This window comes from Streptomyces sp. NPDC051136 (assembly GCF_044455745.1).
Lineage (GTDB): Bacteria > Actinomycetota > Actinomycetes > Streptomycetales > Streptomycetaceae > Streptomyces.
Genome location: NZ_JBITFE010000006.1, coordinates 152,130 through 172,285 on the forward strand (window position 1 = coordinate 152,130; position 20,156 = coordinate 172,285).

Consider the following 20,156-nt stretch of genomic DNA (forward strand, 5'->3'; position numbering starts at 1 on the left):
CCGGGTGGCGCTCCGTCAACTGGCCGGTCGGGGGCGCGTACGCCCGCCGCCGGGCGCTGGGCTGTCCCCCGGCCGCCGGCAGCGCGCCGGGCGGGGAGACCGCGTGAGCGGGGCAGGCCCCCCACCGGTTCCCGACCCTCCCAGTGCCGGTGGACGGTGAGCGCACATCATCCGACCCGCCACCCGAAGGAGTGAACCCCGGAGGGGAGTTGGGGAGCAAGTTCCCCTGGCTCGTGCCGAACGGCTGTCCGGTGAGCCGGTTGGACGTCTGCGACAGGCGGTGGCACTATGTGCCGCCACGCGCCGTCGGGCCATGGGATTCCACCCCAAATCCGGCGCCTGACCTGCGTCACTGCGGTGATCCCGGGGAAGTTGCCAGTCTTCTGCGGACACTGTGAAGGGGTCGTGCAGACTGGCCGGATGCGAACGGAACTCGTCTCGGAACCCGGCCTCGCCGACCACCCCAACGAGGACTTCGCGAGCGTCGCACTGCCCGCCTCGGGGCAGGGCGGCTCGCTCGTGGTGCTGGACGGTGTGACACCGCCGCGGACCCCGACGGGCTGTCTGCATTCCGTGCCCTGGTTCACGGCGCGCCTCGGTGGAGCACTGACCGAACTGACCGTTTCACTCCCGGATCTTCCCCTCACCGAAACCCTGTCCCGCGCCATCGCTCGTACCGCTGCAGCCCACGCGGAAACCTGTGACCTTTCTCACCCGCGTACGCCGCAGGCAACCGTGGTTCTCGCCCGCTGGTCCCCGGCCTCGGTCGAGTACCTGGTCCTGTCCGACTCGGCCCTGCTCCTGGAGGCCCCGGACGGTGCCCTCACAGCCGTGCTGGACGACCGGCTCTCCCGGCTGCCCCGCTCGGCCCTCGTGAGCGACGCGGTGATCGACGCCGAGCTGCGCAACAAGGAGGGCGGCTTCTTCACGGCGGCGGCCGACCCGGAGGTGGCGGCGCGTGCCGTGACGGGGGTGCTGCCGCGCGGCGCGGTGCGGACGGTGGCGGCGCTGACGGACGGCGCGGCGCGGTGGGTGGAGCGGTTCGGGGAGGGCGGCTGGGCCGACTGCCTCGCGCTGGTGCGCAAGCAGGGTGCCCAGGCCCTGGTGGACCGGGTCCGGGAGCTGGAGCGCGCGGACGCCGCGGGCGAGCGTGCCTTTCCGGGGCGCGGCAAGACGCACGACGACGCGACGGTGGTCTACGCCGAGCTGTGAGGCGGGCGGCGTCGCCGCCGGGGTCCGGCGCTACTTCTCCATGCCCCGGTTGAGTTCGTGCAGCAGCCGGGCCAGCTCCGTCACCTCGCGCGGGTCCCAGTCGGAGAGCCGGCCGGCGTACCGGGCGCGGCGGGCTTCCCGGACCCGGCCGACGCGGTCCTGGCCCTCCTGGGTCAGGGTGACCAGCCAGGCCCGGCCGTCGGCGGGGTCCGGCTCGCGGGCGACGAGCCCGAGTTCCTCCAGGGCGCGCAGCTGGCGGGACATGGTCGCCTTGCCGACGCCGATGTAGGCGGCGAGGTCGGTGGCGCGCTGGCCGCCGCACTCACCGAGCCGGACGAGCAGGCCGTACGCGGACGACTCCAGGTCGGGGTGGACCTCCCGGGCCATCTCGCCTTGGTTGGCCCGGGCCCGCCGCAGCAGGACCGTCAACTCCCGCTCCAGGGCCAGGAACTCCGGCTGGTTCACACCACTGCCGGACAGGTGGGATTCAACTCCGCGACCGCCGCCGTTGCCGTCTTCGTGCACGTCAGCCCCTGCCTCGATTTTCGGGTCCTGAAAGTTTCCGCCATGCGCCGCCATCGCCGCAGCTCGCCAAGTATTTCGCAGGCTTAGACCAACGGCGGCTTCCGGCCCCTCTTCCCCCGCCCCGTTCTACGTGCGTAGCGTCTTCACCGGACCCCCGGATGGCATGCGCACGCCAGCCGCGGGTTCTCCCCACTCGCGCTTCCCCCACCGAGCACCACCGAGCCATCGGAGGGCACGTCATGCTCGTGCACAGATCCGGATCGGCCCGCGGACGGCGCTTCGCCGTCACCGGCATCCTGCTCGCCGCGTTCTCCCTCGTGTTCACGCTCCCCGCCGACGCCTCGTCGTCCGCGGACGTCCCGGCCCGCGGCTCCGCCCACATGGGCATGGGCGTCGCGGCCCACGACGGCGAGCACGGCACCCCCGTCCCGGGCCGCGCGGCTCAGACCGAGGGCGTCGACGTCTCCAGCCACCAGGGCAACGTGGCCTGGTCGACGCTGTGGAACAGCGGCGTCCGGTGGGCCTACGCCAAGGCCACCGAGGGGACGTACTACACCAACCCGTACTTCGCCCAGCAGTACAACGGCTCCTACAACGTCGGCATGATCCGCGGCGCGTACCACTTCGCCACGCCGGACACGACGAACGGCGCCGCCCAGGCCAACTACTTCGTCGACCACGGCGGCGGCTGGTCCCGGGACGGCAGGACGCTGCCGGGCGCGCTGGACATCGAGTGGAACCCGTACGGGGCCGCCTGCTACGGCAAGACGCAGAGCGCGATGGTGACCTGGATCCAGGAGTTCCTGAACCAGTACAAGGCCCGTACCGGCCGGGACGCCGTCATCTACACGGCCACCAGCTGGTGGACCCAGTGCACCGGCAACTACGGCGGCTTCGCGGCGAACAACCCGCTGTGGATCGCCCGGTACGCGACGGCGGTGGGGACGCTGCCGGCCGGCTGGGCCTACCAGACGATGTGGCAGTACACGTCGTCCGGTCCGACGGTCGGCGACCACAACAAGTTCAACGGAGCGCTGGACCGCGTGCAGGCGCTCGCCAACGGCTGACGGCGGCGCCAGGACAAGGGGAAGGCCCGGACTTCGTGCGGAGTCCGGGCCTTCCCCCTTCTCATCCGGCCGCGTCCGTCACGCCGCGACCGGAACCTCGGGCCGCGCACCGTTCGTCGCCGGTGCGAGCGCCAGTTCCAGGACCTGGCGGACGTCGGTGACGGCGTGGACGTCGAGCTTGTCCATCACCTCCGCCGGGACGTCGTCCAGGTCGGGCTCGTTGCGCTTGGGGATGATCACCGTGGTGATCCCCGCCCGGTGCGCGGCGAGCAGCTTCTGCTTGACCCCGCCGATCGGCAGCACCCGCCCGGTCAGCGACACCTCGCCGGTCATCGCCACGTCGGTGCGGACCAGCCGGCCCGACAGGAGCGAGGCGAGGGCCGTGGTCATGGTGACGCCGGCGCTCGGGCCGTCCTTGGGGACCGCGCCCGCCGGGAAGTGGATGTGCGCTCCCCGGTCCTTGAGGTCGCCGACCGGCAGCTCCAGCTCGGCGCCGTGGCTGCGCAGGAAGCTCAGCGCGATCTGCGCCGACTCCTTCATCACGTCGCCCAGCTGACCGGTGAGGGTCAGACCCGCCGCGCCCGTCTCCGGGTCGGCCAGCGACGCCTCGACGTACAGGACGTCACCGCCCGCGCCGGTCACCGCGAGGCCGGTGGCCACGCCGGGCACCGCGGTGCGCCGCTCCGCCGGGTCCTGGGCGGACTCGGGCACGTGGTGCGGCCGGCCGATCAGAGCGCGCAGGTCGCCCTCGGTGACGGTGAACGGCAGCTCCCGCTCGCCCAGTTCGTGCTGGGCGGCCACCTTGCGCAGCAGCCGCGCGATGGACCGCTCCAGGGTGCGCACGCCCGCCTCGCGGGTGTACTCGCCCGCCAGCTTGCGCAGCGCGCCCTCGTCGACGGTGACCTCGTCGGCGTCCAGTCCGGCCCGCTCCAGCTGGCGCGGGAGCAGGTGGTCCCGGGCGATGACGACCTTCTCGTCCTCGGTGTAGCCGTCGAGGCGGACCAGCTCCATGCGGTCGAGCAGGGCCTCGGGGATGGCCTCCAGGACGTTGGCGGTGGCGAGGAAGACCACGTCGGACAGGTCCAGCTCGACCTCCAGGTAGTGGTCCCGGAAGGTGTGGTTCTGGGCCGGGTCGAGGACCTCCAGGAGGGCGGCGGCCGGGTCGCCCCGGAAGTCCGAGCCCACCTTGTCGATCTCGTCGAGCAGGACGACCGGGTTCATGGACCCCGCCTCCTTGATGGCCCGCACGATCCGGCCGGGCAGCGCGCCGACGTACGTGCGCCGGTGGCCACGGATCTCGGCCTCGTCGCGGACGCCGCCGAGGGCGACGCGGACGAACTTGCGGCCCATCGCGTGGGCGACGGACTCGCCGAGCGAGGTCTTGCCGACGCCGGGCGGGCCCACCAGGGCCAGCACCGCGCCGCCGCGCCGGCCGCCGACCACGCCGAGGCCCCGGTCGCCGCGCCGCTTGCGCACCGCGAGGTACTCGGTGATGCGCTCCTTCACGTCCTCCAGGCCCGCGTGCTCGGCGTCGAGCACGGCCTGGGCGCCCTGGATGTCGTAGGCGTCCTCGGTGCGCTCGCTCCACGGCATCTCCAGGACCGTGTCGAGCCAGGTGCGGATCCAGGAGCCCTCGGGCGACTGGTCGGAGGAGCGCTCCAGCTTGTCGACCTCCTTGAGGGCGGCCTCGCGGACCTTCTCGGGCAGGTCGGCGGCCTCGACCCGGGCGCGGTAGTCGTCGTTCTCCTCGCCGTCCCGTTCGCCGTTCAGCTCGCGCAGCTCCTTGCGCACGGCTTCCAGCTGGCGGCGCAGCAGGAACTCCCGCTGCTGCTTGTCGACACCCTCCTGGACGTCCTTCGCGATGGTCTCGGCCACGTCCTGCTCGGCCAGGTGGTCGCGCAGCTGCTGCGTGGCGAGCTTCAGCCGGGCGACCGGGTCGGTGGTCTCCAGCAGCTCGACCTTCTGCTCAGTGGTGAGGAAGGGCGAGTAGCCGGAGTTGTCGGCCAGCGCGGACACGTCGTCGATGGCCTGGACCCGGTCGACGACCTGCCAGGCGCCGCGCTTGCGCAGCCAGGCGGTGGCGAGCGCCTTGTACTCCGTCACCAGCTCGGCGACCTGGCCGGGCAGCGGGTCGGGGACGGTCTCGTCGACCCGGGTGCCCTCGACCCACAGCGCGGCGCCCGGGCCGGTGGTGCCGGCGCCGATCCGCACCCGGCCCCGGCCGCGGATGAGGGCACCGGGATCGCCGTCGGCCAGGCGGCCGACCTGCTCGACGGTGCCGAGCACGCCGGTGGCGGCGTGGGTGCCGTCGATGCGCGGGACGAGCAGGACCCTGGGCTTGCCGGGTTCGGACCTGGCGGCGGCCTGGGCGGCCTCCACCGCGGCCCGTACCTCGGCGTCGCTCAGGTCCAGGGGGACGACCATTCCGGGCAGGACCACTTCGTCGTCGAGCGGCAGCACGGGCAGGGTGAGCGGTGTGAAGGCGGCGGACTCAGCAGCCATGATCTCCCCTTCGGCAGTCAAGTTGAGTTACATCGACTCAATGAACGGGAGCCTCCGAATGTTCCCCCGGGGATGTTCGCTCTGAGCGATCACATGGCGGCCGGGCGTTCCGCCTCCCGGGAGAGCACCGCGAAAACGACCGGCATTCCCCGCCGGGCGGGTGCCAGGATGGGCCGATGCCCCTCACTTCCCACGACTCTCCCGACGCCCCCGAGGTGCTGGACCGCCGGGACGGCCCGTACGGCGAGGTGGTCCTGCGCCGGCACGGGAGGCTGCTGCAGATCATCGCGAACGGCTGCTTCCTGATGGACACCTCCGACGGGCGCTCGGAGCGGCGCCTGGTCGACGCGGCGGCCGACGCGCTGGCCGCCTCCGGCGGGCAGACCGCGCCCCGCCTGCTCATCGGCGGGCTCGGCGTCGGCTTCTCCCTCGCGCACGCGGCCGCCGATCCCCGCTGGGGCCGGATCGCGGTCGTCGAACGCGAGCGCGCGATCGTCGACTGGCACCGCACCGGGCCGCTGGCCGAGCTGTCCGCCGACGCGCTGGCCGACCCGCGCGCGGAGATCGTCGAGGCGGACCTGGTCGCGTACGTCCATGAGACATCCGACACGTACGACGCCCTGTGCCTGGACATCGACAACGGCCCCGGCTGGACCGTCACCGAGGGCAACGACGGGCTGTACGGACCGTCCGGACTGGCGGACTGTGCACGGCTGTTGAGGCCCGGCGGGGTGCTCGCCGTGTGGTCCGCACAGCCCTCTCCGGAATTCGAAGAAACCTTGCGTAATGCCGGTTTCCAGCAGGTGCGTACCGAAGAGATCCCCGTTGCCCGGGGCGTTCCGGACGTCATCCACATCGGCGTCGGGCCTGGATAGCAAAGGCGCGGTGACTCCCCGTACGCTGCTGCCCTGGCGCGGATCATTCAAGCGTCAAGCGCAGTCATGGGATCACCCCACGGATTCCGGAGAGCACACCTCAGGGGCGGGCGATGGAGCAGACACAGACCTCCCACAACGGCACGGCCACGCAGGGCGCACAGCGCCGGGTACTGGTGGTCGAGGACGATCAGACGATCGTGGACGCCATCGCGACACGCCTGCGCGCCGAGGGATTCCTGGTGCAGACGGCGGGCGACGGTCCGTCCGCCGTCGACACGGCCGAGGCCTGGCAGCCCGACCTGCTGATCCTCGACATCATGCTGCCCGGCTTCGACGGTCTGGAGGTCTGCCGCCGCGTGCAGGCCCAGCGGCCGGTGCCGGTGCTGATGCTCACCGCGCGCGACGACGAGACGGACATGCTGGTCGGACTCGGCGTGGGCGCCGACGACTACATGACCAAGCCGTTCTCGATGCGCGAGCTGGCCGCCCGTGTGCACGTGCTGCTGCGGCGGGTGGAGCGGGCCGTGGTGGCCGCCTCGACACCGCGCAGCGGCATCCTGCGCCTGGGCGAGCTGGAGATCGACCACGCGCAGCGCCGGGTGCGGGTGCGCAGCGAGGACGTGCACCTCACGCCGACCGAGTTCGACCTGCTGGTCTGCCTGGCGAACACCCCGCGCGCGGTGCTCTCCCGTGAGCAGCTGCTCGCCGAGGTGTGGGACTGGGCGGACGCCTCCGGCACCCGGACCGTGGACAGCCACATCAAGGCGCTGCGCCGGAAGATCGGCGCCGAGCGCATCCGCACCGTGCACGGCGTGGGCTACGCGCTGGAGACGCCGACGCCATGAGCCGGGGACGGGAAGCCGCACGGAGGAGCCCCGGCCGCCGGACCGCCGGGGATCCCTGGGGCGGCGTACGCCCGTTCTCGATCAAGACCAAGCTGGGCGCCCTCGTCGTCACGTCGGTGCTGATCACCACCGGTCTCTCGGTGATCGCGGTGCACACCAAGACGGAGCTGCGCTTCATCACGGTGTTCTCGATGATCGCCACGCTGCTGATCACGCAGTTCGTGGCGCACTCGCTGACCGCGCCGCTGGACGAGATGAACGCGGTCGCCCGGTCCATCTCGCACGGCGACTACACGCGCCGGGTGCGGGAGAACCGCCGCGACGAGCTGGGCGACCTGGCCGTCACCATCAACCGCATGGCCGACGACCTGGAGGCGCAGGACCTCCAGCGCAAGGAGCTGGTGGCGAACGTCTCGCACGAGCTGCGCACCCCGATCGCGGGGCTGCGCGCGGTGCTGGAGAACATCGTGGACGGCGTCACCGAGGCCGACCCGGAGACCATGCGCACGGCGCTCGGGCAGACCGAGCGGCTCGGCCGGCTGGTGGAGACGCTCCTCGACCTCTCCCGCCTGGACAACGGCGTGATACCGCTGCGCAAGCGGCGCTTCGAGGTGTGGCCGTACCTGTCGGGCGTGCTCAAGGAGGCCAACATGGTCGCCTCCGCCCGCGCGGGCATCGCCTCCGGCTCCGGCAGCCACACCCGCACCGACGTGCACCTGGCCCTGGACGTCTTCCCGCCGGAGCTGACCGCGCACGCCGACCCCGAGCGCATCCACCAGGTCGTCGCCAACCTCATCGACAACGCCGTCAAGCACAGTCCGCCGCACGGCCGGGTGACGGTCCGGGCGCGGCGCGGGGAGCTGCCCGAGTCCCTGGAGCTGGAGGTGCTGGACGAGGGTCCCGGCATCCCGCGTTCGGAGTGGCGCCGGGTCTTCGAGCGGTTCAACCGGGGGTCGGTGTCGCGGCCGCACGGTCCGGGCAGCGACGGCGGCACCGGTCTCGGCCTGGCGATCGCGCGCTGGGCGGTGGATCTGCACGGCGGCCGGATCGGGGTGGCCGAATCCGAGCGGGGCTGCCGGATCCTCATCACTCTTCCGGGCCTGCCGTCGACCTCCGGTTGACGTAGGGTGCGAAGCGGAGTGTCAAGATCCACTGCATCCGCCCAGGCGGACACGTGTGATCAGGCACGGACCCGCGTTTTCGAGGCGCCGGGTCCCGCTCTCCCGATCCCTCACGCCACAGAACCTCGCTTGTTTCCCGCCATTTCCAGCGCCGAAACACGGTCCGCGATGTGACTTACGCGACGATGAACGGGCCCGGTCTGACCTTCGGGGTCGGCAAGGCGTAGCCTTGATTCCCGCTGTCCACCATCTTGTGAAGCGGAAGAGGGCGGTTCTCGCCGTGTCGCCACAGTCCCCCAGTAACTCGAGCATCTCGACCGACACCGACCAAGCGGGCACCGCGGGAAAGAACCCCGCGGCCGCGTTCGGTGCCAATGAGTGGCTCGTCGACGAGATCTATCAGCAGTACCTCCAGGACCCGAACTCCGTGGACCGAGCCTGGTGGGACTTCTTCGCCGACTACAAGCCCGGAGCGGCGGCGGCCCAGCCCGCCGCCCCCGCCACCGTGACCACGGACTCCGGCAGCGCGCCGCAGGCCGCCCCCGCCCCGCAGGCGCAGGCCGCCGCCCCGGCCCAGCCGAAGGCGGCCGCACCGGCGCCCGCCCCCGCGAAGCCGGCCCCGCAGCCCGCCGCCGCCGCGCCCGCCGCCCCGGCCGCGAAGCCCGCCGCCGCACCGGCCAAGCAGGCCGCCAAGCCGCAGGCGAAGGCCGCCGCGCCCACCAAGGACGCCGACTCCGCGCCCGAGGGCCCGGAGCTGGTGACCCTGCGCGGTCCCGCCGCCGCGGTCGCGAAGAACATGAACGCTTCGCTGGAGCTGCCCACGGCCACGTCCGTGCGCGCCGTCCCGGTGAAGCTGCTGTTCGACAACCGCATCGTCATCAACAACCACCTCAAGCGCGCCCGGGGCGGGAAGATCTCCTTCACGCACCTGATCGGCTACGCGATGGTGCAGGCCATCAAGGCCATGCCGGCGATGAACCACTCGTTCGGCGAGAAGGACGGCAAGCCGACCCTGGTCAAGCCGGCCCACATCAACCTCGGTCTCGCCATCGACCTGGTCAAGCCCAACGGCGACCGCCAGCTGGTCGTCGCGGCGATCAAGAAGGCCGAGACGCTGAACTTCTTCGAGTTCTGGCAGGCCTACGAGGACATCGTCCGTCGCGCCCGCGACAACAAGCTGACGATGGACGACTTCACCGGCGTCACCGTCTCCCTGACCAACCCCGGCGGCCTCGGCACCGTCCACTCCGTGCCGCGCCTGATGCCCGGCCAGTCGGTCATCCTGGGCGTCGGCTCCATGGACTACCCGGCGGAGTTCCAGGGCACCAGCCAGGACACCCTGAACAAGCTCGGTATCTCGAAGGTCATGACGCTCACGTCGACCTACGACCACCGGGTCATCCAGGGCGCCGCCTCCGGCGAGTTCCTGCGCCAGGTCGCCAACCTGCTGCTCGGTGAGAACGGCTTCTACGACGAGATCTTCAAGGCGCTGCGCATCCCCTACGAGCCGGTCCGCTGGCTCAAGGACATCGACGCCTCGCACGACGACGACGTCACCAAGGCCGCCCGCGTCTTCGAGCTGATCCACTCCTACCGGGTGCGCGGTCACGTCATGGCCGACACCGACCCGCTGGAGTACCAGCAGCGCAAGCACCCCGACCTGGACATCACCGAGCACGGGCTCACCCTGTGGGACCTGGAGCGCGAGTTCGCGGTCGGCGGCTTCGCCGGCAAGTCCCTGATGAAGCTGCGCGACATCCTCGGCGTGCTGCGCGACTCGTACTGCCGCACCACCGGCGTCGAGTTCATGCACATCCAGGACCCGAAGCAGCGCAAGTGGATCCAGGACCGCATCGAGCGCTCGCACACCAAGCCGGAGCGCGAGGAGCAGCTGCGCATCCTGCGCCGCCTCAACGCCGCCGAGGCGTTCGAGACGTTCCTGCAGACCAAGTACGTCGGCCAGAAGCGGTTCTCGCTGGAGGGCGGCGAGTCCGTCATCCCGCTGCTCGACGCGGTCATCGACTCGGCGGCCGAGTCCCGCCTGGACGAGGTCGTCATCGGCATGGCCCACCGCGGCCGGCTGAACGTGCTGGCCAACGTGGTCGGCAAGTCGTACGCGCAGATCTTCCGGGAGTTCGAGGGCAACCTCGACCCGAAGTCGATGCACGGCTCCGGCGACGTGAAGTACCACCTGGGCGCCGAGGGCACCTTCACCGGCCTGGACGGCGAGCAGATCGCCGTCTCGCTGGTCGCCAACCCCTCGCACCTGGAGGCGGTGGACCCGGTCCTGGAGGGCGTCTCGCGCGCCAAGCAGGACATCATCAACAAGGGCGGCACGGACTTCACCGTCCTGCCGGTGGCGATCCACGGCGACGCGGCCTTCGCGGGCCAGGGCGTGGTGGCCGAGACCCTGAACATGTCGCAGCTGCGGGGCTACCGCACCGGCGGCACGGTCCACGTCGTCATCAACAACCAGGTCGGCTTCACCGCCGCCCCGGAGTCCTCCCGCTCGTCCATGTACGCCACCGACGTGGCCCGCATGATCGAGGCCCCGATCTTCCACGTGAACGGCGACGACCCGGAGGCCGTGGTCCGCGTCGCGCGGCTCGCCTTCGAGTTCCGCCAGGCGTTCAACAAGGACGTGGTGATCGACCTCATCTGCTACCGCCGCCGCGGTCACAACGAGTCGGACAACCCGGCCTTCACCCAGCCGCTGATGTACGACCTGATCGACAAGAAGCGCTCGGTGCGCAAGCTGTACACCGAGTCCCTCATCGGTCGCGGCGACATCACCCTGGAGGAGGCCGAGCAGGCGCTCCAGGACTACCAGGGGCAGCTGGAGAAGGTCTTCACCGAGGTCCGCGAGGCCGTCTCGCAGCCGGCGGCCGCCGAGCCGTCGGACCCGCAGGCCGAGTTCCCGGTCGCGGTGAACACCGCGGTGAGCGCCGAGACCGTCAAGCGGATCGCCGAGTCCCAGGTCAACATCCCCGACCACGTCACCATCCACCCGCGTCTGCTGCCGCAGTTGCAGCGCCGCGCGGCGATGGTCGAGGACGGCACGATCGACTGGGGCATGGGCGAGACCCTCGCCGTCGGCTCCCTCCTCCTGGAGGGCGTCCCGGTCCGGCTCACCGGCCAGGACTCGCAGCGCGGCACCTTCGGCCAGCGTCACGCGGTCGTCATCGACCGGGAGACGGGCGACGAGTTCACGCCGCTGCTGTACCTGTCCGAGGACCAGGCCCGGTACAACGTCTACAACTCGCTGCTCTCCGAGTACGCGGTGATGGGCTTCGAGTACGGCTACTCGCTGGCCCGCCCCGACGCGCTGGTGATGTGGGAGGCGCAGTTCGGCGACTTCGTCAACGGCGCGCAGACGGTCGTGGACGAGTTCATCTCGTCGGCCGAGCAGAAGTGGAACCAGACGAGCGGCGTGACGCTCCTGCTCCCGCACGGCTACGAGGGCCAGGGCCCGGACCACTCCTCGGCCCGCCCGGAGCGGTTCCTGCAGCTGTGCGCGCAGAACAACATGACGGTCGCGATGCCGACCCTGCCGTCGAACTACTTCCACCTCCTGCGGTGGCAGGTGCACAACCCGCACCACAAGCCGCTGGTGGTCTTCACCCCGAAGTCGATGCTGCGCCTGAAGGCCGCGGCGTCGAAGGCGGAGGAGTTCACGACGGGTCAGTTCCGCCCGGTCATCGGCGACGACTCGGTCGAGGCGGCCGCCGTCAAGAAGGTCGTCTTCTGCGCGGGCAAGGTCTACTACGACCTGGACGCCGAGCGGAAGAAGCGCGGCCTGACGGACACGGCCATCATCCGCATCGAGCGCCTGTACCCGCTGCCGGGTGCCGAGCTCCAGGCGGAGATCGCCAAGTACCCGAACGCCGAGAAGTACCTGTGGGCCCAGGAGGAGCCGGCGAACCAGGGTGCCTGGCCGTTCATCGCGCTCAACCTGATCGACCACCTGGACCTGGCGGTCGGCGCCGACGTCCCGCACGGCGAGCGCCTGCGCCGCATCTCGCGGCCGCACGGCTCGTCCCCGGCCGTCGGTTCCGCCAAGCGGCACCAGGCCGAGCAGGAGCAGCTGGTGCGTGAGGTGTTCGAGGCCTGAGCCTCGGACGACCCGACCGCACAGGTCTGACCGGAGGGGCCGGTCCCGGAGACGGGACCGGCCCCTCCGGCCTGTCGCGGGTCAGATCGGCTGGGGTTCGAAGTCCCAGTAGGGGTGCCGGCGCTCCTGGATCTCCCGGATCTGCGGATGACCCGGGCCGAGCAGCGTGGTGAGCCGGGCGGTCACGTCCCGCCGCAGGGCCTCGGCCTCCTCGCGCTCGCCGGTGTCGGCGAGGTCGAGGGCGAGCCCGGCGCGAAGGCTGACGGTGAGGATGTGGTTCTCGCCCAGGGCGCGGACGGAGCGGGCGCAGGCGTCCCGGCCCAGGGCGGCCGCGGCCTCCTTCTCACCGGCGCCGACCAGCGCGGCCACCTCGTTCTTGGCGGAGCCGACGGACCACGGATGGTCCCGGCCCACCGCCTTCTCCATGTGGGCCGTGCACTGCCGGGACAGCTCCAGGGCGCCGCGCACGTCACCCGTCTCGCGCATGATCACCGCCACGTTGTCCCGGGCTCCCACGGTGTACGGGTGGTCCTCGCCGAGCTGGGCCGCGTAGTGCGCGGCGGTGGTCTCGGCCAGGCCGCGGGCCTCGTCCGTCTCCCCCAGCTGCCGCAGCAGCATCGCGTAGTCGCAGGAGACCAGGAGCGTCTCGGGGTGCAGGGTGCCGCGGCGGCGCAGCAGCTTGCGCCGCACGCCGCGCATCAGGGCGTGGGCGAACTGGAGGTCGCCGACCCGCCGGGAGCACAGGGCGAGATTGTGCTCCGCGTGCAGGGTCTGGCTGTGGTTGCGGTCGAGGACCTGGCTGTGCAGCCGGGAGTTGTGGCCCTGGATCTCCAGCGCCTCGCGGTAGTTGCCGAGCAGGCGCAGCATCCAGGCGGTGCGCAGGGCGGAGTTGAGGGTGAGCGCGTCCTTGCCGCCGAGGAGTTCCACCCGGGCCTCGAAGATCCTGCGGTGCAGGGCGAGCGACTCGGCGTAGTGGCCCTGGAGGCCGAGGGCCATGGCCAGGTTGCTGCGGACGGTGAGGGTGCGCGGGACCTGCTCGCCGCCCAGCTCGACGGCCGCGGTCTCGGCCGCCTCCTCGAACAGGGCGCGGGCCTCCGCGTACCTGCCGAGGGCCATGAGCGTGCCACCCAGGCCGTCCTTGGCGCGGATCATCTCGATGGGACGTACGCGGCCGGCCGCCTTCAGCCGCCGGACCGTCTCGCGTCCGGTCGCTTCCGCCTCGGTGTACCGGCCCAGCCTGCGCTGCATGTTGGCGAGCTGGTGGACGGCGACCAGGACGGCCCGGTCGGTGTCCTCGGAGGTCCGGCGCCAGCGGTCCACGGCGTGCCGGCTCAGCCGCCGTCCCTCGTCGTACTCGCCGCGCATCCGCAGGTACTCGATGCAGTTGAGGACGAGGTCCCGGACGTCCCCGTCGTCCGAGTCGAGGGCGCCGGAGGGTTCCAGGTGCGGGATGAGCGCGGCGTAGCGGGCCCAGTTGCCCGGCGTGGAGGAGTCGCGGGGGTCGGCGGAGACCAGGAGCCGGCGGGCGGCGGCAAAGTGGCGGGCGGCGTCCTCGGGCGACTGGACGTAGCGCACGAAGCGGTGGAAGAGCCGGTGCATGCGCAGCGTGCCGACGGTCTGGGTGTCCAGCCGGGGACCCTGTTCGTACTCGATGCGCATCGAGGTGATCTCGGAGAGCTTGCGCAGTGCGGAGTTCCAGCTGCTGGGCTCGGCGACCAGGTCCGCCAGCTCGGGCGGCAGGTCGGTGTGCCGGGCGGTCTGCAGCAGCCGTACGGGGACCACCTCGGGCGAGAAGCAGACCAGCAGGTTGAGCAGGTGCCAGGCGGACTCGGAGCCTTCGCGCAGGGTGTTGAGGAGCTTGGCCCAGGCGACCTGGAAGCTCTCGGGGTACTCCCGGGACGGCATCACGCCGAAGCGGTCGGGACGGCCGTCGCGGATGTCCCGCACGTACTCGTCGACGGACATGGCCGGGTTGGTGTCGAGCCACGCGGCGGTCTGGTCGAGCAGCAGCGGTACGTCCTCGACGGCGTCGGCGAGCCGGTCGGCCTGCCCGGCGTCGAGCCGCTCGGTGCGCCGGCCCACGAACGCGACGCTTTCCCGGCGGGCGAAGCCCGCGACCGGGAGGGTCTCCCCCTGCGCCGCCCACTCGCCGCGGTGCGTGGTGACCAGGACGTGTCCGCGTCCCTCCTCGGGGATCAGGTCGATCACCCGGTCCGGGTCGCCGGCGCCGTCCAGCACCAGCAGCCAGGGCCGGGCCGTGCTGCCGAGTTCCCGGCGCACGGCCTTGATGGTGGCCGCCAGGTCCCCGCCGTCCCCGACGCCCAGCTCGGGCGCCAGGTCGGCGAACTGCTGACGGGCGGTGACGCGCTGCGCGGCGGTGATCCACCAGACGACGTCGTACTCGCCGGCGAACCGGTGGGCGTATTCGAGCGCCAGCTGTGTCTTGCCCACGCCGCCGGGCCCCCGCAGCGCGAGGGTGGCGCCCTCGGATCCGGCGCCGGCGAGCGCCGCGTACATCTGCTCGAGCAGCTCGGTACGGCCGATGAACCGGCGGTTGCGCCGCGGGACGCGCCAGACCTCCGGGGGGTCGTCGGGAAAGCGCGGGCCGCGGCGCAGGTCGACCAGGACGCCGGGGGCCGGGACCGCCGCGCACTCCAGGACGCGGGCGCGGGCCACCTCGGGGCGCAGGCCGCGCAGTTCGACCGGCGCGAGCGGGGCGACCTCCTCGGGCATCGGCTGCGCGGTGACGCTCACGGCGGCGACGCGTTCGCGGAAGCCGGGCAGCACCTCGCGCAGCACCGCCGCCCAGGCCTCGAACCGCTCGGCTCCCAGCCGCTCGTACCAGTCGTCGATGACGAGCAGGATGCGGCCCGGGGCGCCGAGCAGGTCGGTCAGGGCGTGCGCGGCGGGCGGCCGGCGCAGCGGGTTCCACCGCACCAGGGTGGTGGTGCGGCCGGCGGCGCGGACCTGGTGGTCGATCCACTTGGCCCATGATTCGCTCTGCCCGGCGAAGACCACCGTGACGTGTACCGGCTCCGTCACCATCTCGCTGTCCCCTCGCCCGACCTGGTCACGACTGAGCACAGGTTAGTCAATTGTGCGTCAAAGCGGCCTGGTTCGCGCCGAGTTGAACGTGACATTCGGCTCATGTGGCGATACGGACGGTGTCCTCCAGGCGGTGGGCGACATGCCGGATCAGCCGCTCCAGATCGGCGCAGTACACGCTCGGGTGGCCGAACCCCGAGCCGGGCACGTACCGGTGCACGTAGTTGCCGCCCCCGCAGACCCGGCCGACCGGGCAGGCGCGGCACTCCTCGCCCAGGGCCCGCTCGCCCAGCTGGCGCGCCGCGATGCCGGGGTGGCGCAGGGCCGTGTCGAAGGAGTGCCGGAACACGTCGAGCCCGGTCTCGGCGGCGCCCCGGTAGGCGGTTCTGAGCGAGTCGACCTGCTCGATCGCGCCGTCCGTCTCGACCACCACGGCGGCCACCGGTGACAGCCCCACCGCCTCGGCCCGGCTGGGCGCCCCGAGGAGCAGGGCGACGATCTCCTGGAAGAGCCGCACCCGGGTGCGCAGCCGTCCCGCGTCCCACCAGGCGTCGAAGACCGTGACCAGCCAGTCCCCGTACGGCGTGGTCGCGGGCCGGTGCCGGCCGGGCGCGCCTCCGTCGAGACCCGGCGGCGGGTTTCCCCAGTTGGCGTGCGGCAGGAGGAGGTCCAGGCGCGGCGGGGCCAGCTCCAGCAGGGAGTGGTAGACGTCCAGCGGCTCGGCGGCGAGGTCGACGGTGCACAGGATCCCGGCGTACGCCCGCGGGTGCGCGGCGAGCCGGCGGGCGGCCGCGAGGGCGGCGGGCCAGGCGGGCCGGCCCGCGTGGTCGACCCGGCGCGCGTTGTGGGCGGCGCGTCCGCCGTCGAGGCTGAGGCCCACCCGGATGCCATCCTCGGTGAGCTGTTCCAGGCCGCGGTCGGTGAGGCGGGTGCCGTTGGTCTGCACGGTGGCGGTGATCCGGCAGCCGCCGGGGACGGCCCGGCGGACGGTGCGGACGTACGTCCGCACGGGCTCGGGGCCGGCCAGGAGGGGTTCCCCGCCGTGCAGTTCGACGCGGATGTGGTCGAGGCCGTGGGCGGTGACGTGCTCGGCGACCCGGGCCGCGGTGTGCTCCATGACGCGGGCGCCGACACGGGAGGGGCGGTCCCGCCAGCCGTCGTCCTGGCCGCGGTAGAGGTAGCAGTAGGTGCAGTCGAGGTTGCAGCGGCCGTGGACCTTGAGCACGAACTGCCGCAGGGGTGTCGGCACGTGTCCCCGGGGCTCCGGCGCGCCCCGCCGCTTCGCGGACCGGCAGGCGGGCGGCCGGGGCCGGGCCGTCACGGGGCGTCCTCGTAGTAGGCGACGACGGTGGCCTCGCCGTCGCGGGCGCTCAGTTCGGCGAGGACCGCGGCGAGCACCGGGTGGTCGGAGCGGACGGGCCGGTGGAGTTCGGGCAGGGGTGTCTCCGTCTCGTCGGTGGGGTGGCTCACGCGTCGGCCGTTCCGGAGGTGAGGCGGGCGATGTCCGCGCGGAGCAGCTCGGCGAGCCCGGGGTCGGGGGTCAGCCGCAGGGCCTCGCGGTAGTCGGCCAGGGCGGTACGGGAGCGGCCGAGCAGTTCCCGGGTGCGGCCGCGGCCCTGAAGGGCCAGGGCCAAGGCCTCCCGGCCGCCCGGGCCCTCCTCCCGGGCGTGCTCGCCGCTGCGCGTGTAGTGCTCCACGGCCTTCTCGGCGTGGTCGACGGTGCCGAACCGTGCGTGCAGCAGCTCGGCGACGATGCCGCGGTGCAGCAGGAAGAGCGCCTGGAACTGCGGCTCTTCGGAGTCGCGGACCGCCTCGCCGAGCAGCCAGTCCGCCTCGTACAGGTCGGACAGCACGTGCGCGACCTCGTAGCGCGCGACGTGGGCGTCGGCGAGCTGATACCGGCGGTGGGGCAGTTCGCGGTCGTCGGGAAGGGTCCCTTCGACGGCCCGCCGGAGCAGGTCCACGGCCCGGTGGACGTCCTGCGGCGTGTCGTCGCGGCCGGCCCGCTCGCGCAGCGCGGTGCCGCAGTCGGTCAGCACGGCGGGCAGCCGCGGGTCGTCCTCGCGCAGCAGTCGCAGTGCCGCCTCCCACGTGTCGACGGCCAGGTCGACGGAGGCGGGGTCGCCGGTGCGTTCGTAGCTCTCCCAGTGGGCGTTCGCGGCGCGGGTGCGGCACTCGACACGCAGGTCCTCGTCGTCACCGGCGACTTCCTCGGCCCGTGCCAGCGCGTGGAAGAGCAGCGAGCGGTCACCCTCTCGACCGGTCCCCGCGAGGTCCACGGCGGAGGCGACGTCGAGCCAGGCCCGGCAGCGCTCGCTGTCCGGAAGGTCGTTCTCCTCCCGCAGCACCGCCATGAAGTCCTCGGTGGCCGCGGCGGCCGCATCGGAGCTCCGGTCCGTCTCGGGGGCGGTGGCGGCGACGGCGCCCTGCCCGGCGAACTGCCGCGCCAGGTCCAGCCAGAGCCGTCCCCGTTCGACGCGGACGCGGTCGGAGCCCCGCACCTCGATGGCCGTGGTGGCGGCGTCGACGGCGCGGTACAGGTGGGCGACGTACCACTCCTCGGGGTGCGCGGCGGCCGGATAGGGTCCGCCGGGTCCCGGCCGGCTCGCGCCCACCAGCCCGACGAGGCGGCGCAGGTGCAGCAGGGCGCTGCCGGCGAAGTGCCGCCGGCGGTCGCTCTCCGTCTCCGCGGCCAGGACGGCGGCGAAGTCGCCCTCGGCCAGGTACAGCAGGACCGCCCGGGCGAACTCGACGGCGGCGCGCGGACTCTGCGGGGCGGCACCGACCGCCCAGTCCCGCAGGTCGTCGGGGATGCCCGGGAAGCCGATGCCCTCGTCCTGCAACGCGGAAGCCTGGTCCGAGCAGATCATGGCGCGGACGAACCTCCCGTGCCCGGTGATGCCCCGCAGGTCCGCGACCGCCTCCCAGGCCTCCCGCAGATCGTCGCCGCGCGCGCCCACCCGCCACCGGTCCATCAGGCACTCCGCCAGCAGTTCGGCGGCCTCCACGCGCCGCTCACCCGCGCGGGCCACCGTGAGCACCCGGCGCAGCCCACCGACGGCGGCGTCGAGATCGCGGGTCTGCCCCTCCGCCCGGAAACGGACGTGGGCGTCACGGGCCCGCTCCAGCAGCACCCCCGCGTCGGTCCCGGGGCCGACGACCGTCCTCGGCAGCCGGGCGCCGAGTTCGCGCAGCACCTCCGCCGACACCTCGGCGAACGCCCGCAGGCCGGGTGGCTCCGCCGGGCCGGCACCGGTCGCCGGACCGGTGCCGGGGACCGCCAGGGGGTCGGTCGCGGGGACGAGCTGCTCGCCCGGAGTGACCGCGCCGCGCAGGAACGCCCCCGCCAGGGCGGGGAAGTTGCGCACGCTGCGGCCGAACCGGCGCTCGACGTACTCGGAGCAGTGCTTGAACAGCAGCTCCACGTCCTCGACGGTCAGCCGGGCCCGCAGTCCCGTGGCGACGCCGGGCAGGAAGCGGTACCGCACGGCCTGCGGATCGTCCGTGTCCGACTCGCGGCGCAGCAGCCCGCCGAGGAGCACCTCGGACAGGACGTCGGGCCCGCTCCCGGCGAGCATGGCGTGCTGGACCAGCTGCATCACCGGCAGCTGGAGCGGCACCGCCGACAGGTACACGGCCAGGCGGCGCGCCTCCGGGGAGGCGGTGCGCAGGAAGGCCCCGACCCGCTCGGCCCCGCCGACGTCCTCGGCCGCGCGCACGGGCGCCGAGGAGGCGGGGTGGTCGGCGCGCACCCAGCCCGCGGCGGCGGCCAGGGACTGCCCGGTGGCACCGGACACCAGCCGCGCCCAGCCCTCCACCGACGGGCGGCGCAGCGCCAGCACGGGCACGGGCAGCGCGCCCGGCTCCGCCGCCGCCCGGTCGGGGCGGAACTCCAGCGCGCCGGCCGGACCCTCGCGCCGGTGCAGCGTCCCGCGCCGGGCCGGCAGATGGGTGCGGGCCCACATCCGCTGCGGCAGGGGCTGGGCGACCGCGACGGGGGCCGTCGCCGCCCAGCGGTGCAGCAGACGCTGCATGCGGCCGCTGCGCCACATCGGTCCGGCGCAGTCGCTGAGCACCAGGGTCACCCGGCGGCCGGTCGGATCGCTGAGCTGCTCGGGCGCGTGCAGCGGACCGTCCGGGCCCGGGCGGGAGGAGCAGCCGGGCCGGCCGCCGGGGCCTTCGTGCAGGTACTGCACCTGCAGTTCGCGGAAGGCACCGGCCCGCGCGCAGACCTGGCGCAGTTCGTCCAGGGCCTGCTGCCAGACCACGGTGGAGGTCGACACGTCCATCAGGAGCAGCAGCCGGGCCTCGCGGCGCCGGTCGGTACGCAGTACCGGCAGGACCAGACCGGACTCCGCGGCCCGTTCGACGGTGGCCCGTTCGTCCAGGGTGCGCGGGACCGGACGTACGGGGGCGCGGTACCGCTGGAGCGGGCGCAGGCCGCGTTGCAGGGCGAGGGGTTCGGGCAGCACGGGGGCGGCCGGGACCCGTACGGGCGCCGGCCCGGCGCCGGCACCTCCCGGGCCACCCGGGGGGCCGTCCCCTCCGGGGGCGAACAGCCAGGCGCCCTCGACGGTGGCGGTCTCACCGGGGCTCACGGACTGCCCGGCTCCCGGGGACTGCGGCGCCGACGCGGGCGGCCCGCCGGGCGGGGCTCCGGCCGGGCCCTCCGGGCGCGCGGGCCTTCCGGCCGCCGCGGTGGAGGGGGCGGGCAGCCAGCGGGCCAGCCACAGCGCGTCGGCGAGTTCCTCGACGCCCGGTCCGATCCCGGCGTCGCGCATACGCGCGACCAGCGCGGCGAGCACGGGCGCCGCGCCGTCGGCCGGGGTCGGGGAGTCCTGGGCGGCCAT

Annotated in this window: 12 protein-coding genes; 6 read left to right on the forward strand and 6 right to left on the reverse strand. The window is 73.2% G+C overall.

All coding sequences use genetic code 11. The features are described from left to right. Positions 1-420: 420 nt before the first annotated feature. On the forward strand, positions 421-1,212 hold the full coding sequence (locus tag ACIBCJ_RS18615; protein WP_365979971.1) for a protein phosphatase 2C domain-containing protein: 792 nt from the start codon (positions 421-423) through the stop codon (positions 1,210-1,212). 30 nt (positions 1,213-1,242) lie between these two features. Here ACIBCJ_RS18615 and ACIBCJ_RS18620 read toward each other — a convergent pair whose 3' ends face one another. Further along, complete coding sequence (locus ACIBCJ_RS18620) at positions 1,243-1,737, reverse strand: MarR family transcriptional regulator (protein ID WP_362102735.1); 495 nt, start codon at positions 1,735-1,737, stop codon at positions 1,243-1,245. Positions 1,738-1,976: 239 nt separating this feature from the next. Here ACIBCJ_RS18620 and ACIBCJ_RS18625 point away from each other — a divergent pair, with 239 nt between their 5' ends. Next, positions 1,977-2,804 carry a lysozyme gene (locus ACIBCJ_RS18625; protein WP_362102732.1) on the forward strand — a complete coding sequence of 276 codons (828 nt, stop codon included), beginning with the start codon at positions 1,977-1,979 and terminating at the stop codon, positions 2,802-2,804. 78 nt (positions 2,805-2,882) lie between these two features. Here the strand turns inward: ACIBCJ_RS18625 and lon are convergent, their stop codons facing one another. Further along, positions 2,883-5,306, reverse strand: coding sequence for an endopeptidase La (lon, locus tag ACIBCJ_RS18630; protein ID WP_362505212.1), 2,424 nt, complete (start codon positions 5,304-5,306; stop codon positions 2,883-2,885). A gap of 176 nt (positions 5,307-5,482) precedes the next feature. Here lon and ACIBCJ_RS18635 point away from each other — a divergent pair, with 176 nt between their 5' ends. The 4 genes from ACIBCJ_RS18635 (at position 5,483) to ACIBCJ_RS18650 (ending at position 12,261) form a co-directional block, all read left to right on the forward strand. Beyond that, complete coding sequence (locus ACIBCJ_RS18635; protein ID WP_365979972.1) at positions 5,483-6,181, forward strand: spermidine synthase; 699 nt, start codon at positions 5,483-5,485, stop codon at positions 6,179-6,181. Positions 6,182-6,294: 113 nt separating this feature from the next. Next, on the forward strand, positions 6,295-7,029 hold the full coding sequence (locus tag ACIBCJ_RS18640; RefSeq protein WP_003973686.1) for a response regulator transcription factor: 735 nt from the start codon (positions 6,295-6,297) through the stop codon (positions 7,027-7,029). Continuing rightward, positions 7,026-8,150 (forward strand): ATP-binding protein, encoded by a 1,125-nt coding sequence (locus ACIBCJ_RS18645; protein ID WP_362102722.1) that lies wholly within the window; start codon positions 7,026-7,028, stop codon positions 8,148-8,150. The genes ACIBCJ_RS18640 and ACIBCJ_RS18645 overlap by 4 nt, the downstream gene beginning before the upstream one ends. Positions 8,151-8,430: 280 nt before the next feature. Further along, positions 8,431-12,261, forward strand: a complete 3,831-nt coding sequence (locus ACIBCJ_RS18650; RefSeq protein ID WP_365979973.1) for a multifunctional oxoglutarate decarboxylase/oxoglutarate dehydrogenase thiamine pyrophosphate-binding subunit/dihydrolipoyllysine-residue succinyltransferase subunit — start codon at positions 8,431-8,433, stop codon at positions 12,259-12,261. 81 nt (positions 12,262-12,342) lie between these two features. Here ACIBCJ_RS18650 and fxsT read toward each other — a convergent pair whose 3' ends face one another. The 4 genes from fxsT to ACIBCJ_RS18670 form a co-directional block, all read right to left on the reverse strand. Continuing rightward, positions 12,343-15,306 (reverse strand): FxSxx-COOH system tetratricopeptide repeat protein, encoded by a 2,964-nt coding sequence (fxsT, locus tag ACIBCJ_RS18655; RefSeq protein ID WP_365979974.1) that lies wholly within the window; start codon positions 15,304-15,306, stop codon positions 12,343-12,345. Between the two features lie 100 nt (positions 15,307-15,406). Next, on the reverse strand, positions 15,407-16,555 hold the full coding sequence (locus ACIBCJ_RS18660) for an FxsB family cyclophane-forming radical SAM/SPASM peptide maturase (RefSeq protein ID WP_365979975.1): 1,149 nt from the start codon (positions 16,553-16,555) through the stop codon (positions 15,407-15,409). A 68-nt stretch (positions 16,556-16,623) separates the two neighbouring features. After that, positions 16,624-16,776: a hypothetical protein gene (locus ACIBCJ_RS18665; protein WP_365979976.1), complete on the reverse strand. Its 153-nt coding sequence runs from the start codon at positions 16,774-16,776 to the stop codon at positions 16,624-16,626. Then, positions 16,773-20,156: a tetratricopeptide repeat protein gene (locus tag ACIBCJ_RS18670; protein WP_365979977.1), complete on the reverse strand. Its 3,384-nt coding sequence runs from the start codon at positions 20,154-20,156 to the stop codon at positions 16,773-16,775. Before ACIBCJ_RS18670 ends, ACIBCJ_RS18665 begins: the two co-directional genes overlap by 4 nt.

Excerpts from the sequence above, each read along its gene's own strand:
- ACIBCJ_RS18635 (WP_365979972.1), top strand. The coding sequence starts at position 5,483 with ATGCCCCTCACTTCCCACGACTCTCCCGACGCCCCCGAGGTGCTGGAC.
- ACIBCJ_RS18625 (WP_362102732.1), top strand. The coding sequence starts at position 1,977 with ATGCTCGTGCACAGATCCGGATCGGCCCGCGGACGGCGCTTCGCCGTC.
- lon (WP_362505212.1), bottom strand. The coding sequence starts at position 5,306 with ATGGCTGCTGAGTCCGCCGCCTTCACACCGCTCACCCTGCCCGTGCTG.
- ACIBCJ_RS18640 (WP_003973686.1), top strand. The coding sequence starts at position 6,295 with ATGGAGCAGACACAGACCTCCCACAACGGCACGGCCACGCAGGGCGCA.
- fxsT (WP_365979974.1), bottom strand. The coding sequence starts at position 15,306 with ATGGTGACGGAGCCGGTACACGTCACGGTGGTCTTCGCCGGGCAGAGC.
- ACIBCJ_RS18645 (WP_362102722.1), top strand. The coding sequence starts at position 7,026 with ATGAGCCGGGGACGGGAAGCCGCACGGAGGAGCCCCGGCCGCCGGACC.
- ACIBCJ_RS18615 (WP_365979971.1), top strand. The coding sequence starts at position 421 with ATGCGAACGGAACTCGTCTCGGAACCCGGCCTCGCCGACCACCCCAAC.
- ACIBCJ_RS18670 (WP_365979977.1), bottom strand. The coding sequence starts at position 20,156 with ATGGCCGCCCAGGACTCCCCGACCCCGGCCGACGGCGCGGCGCCCGTG.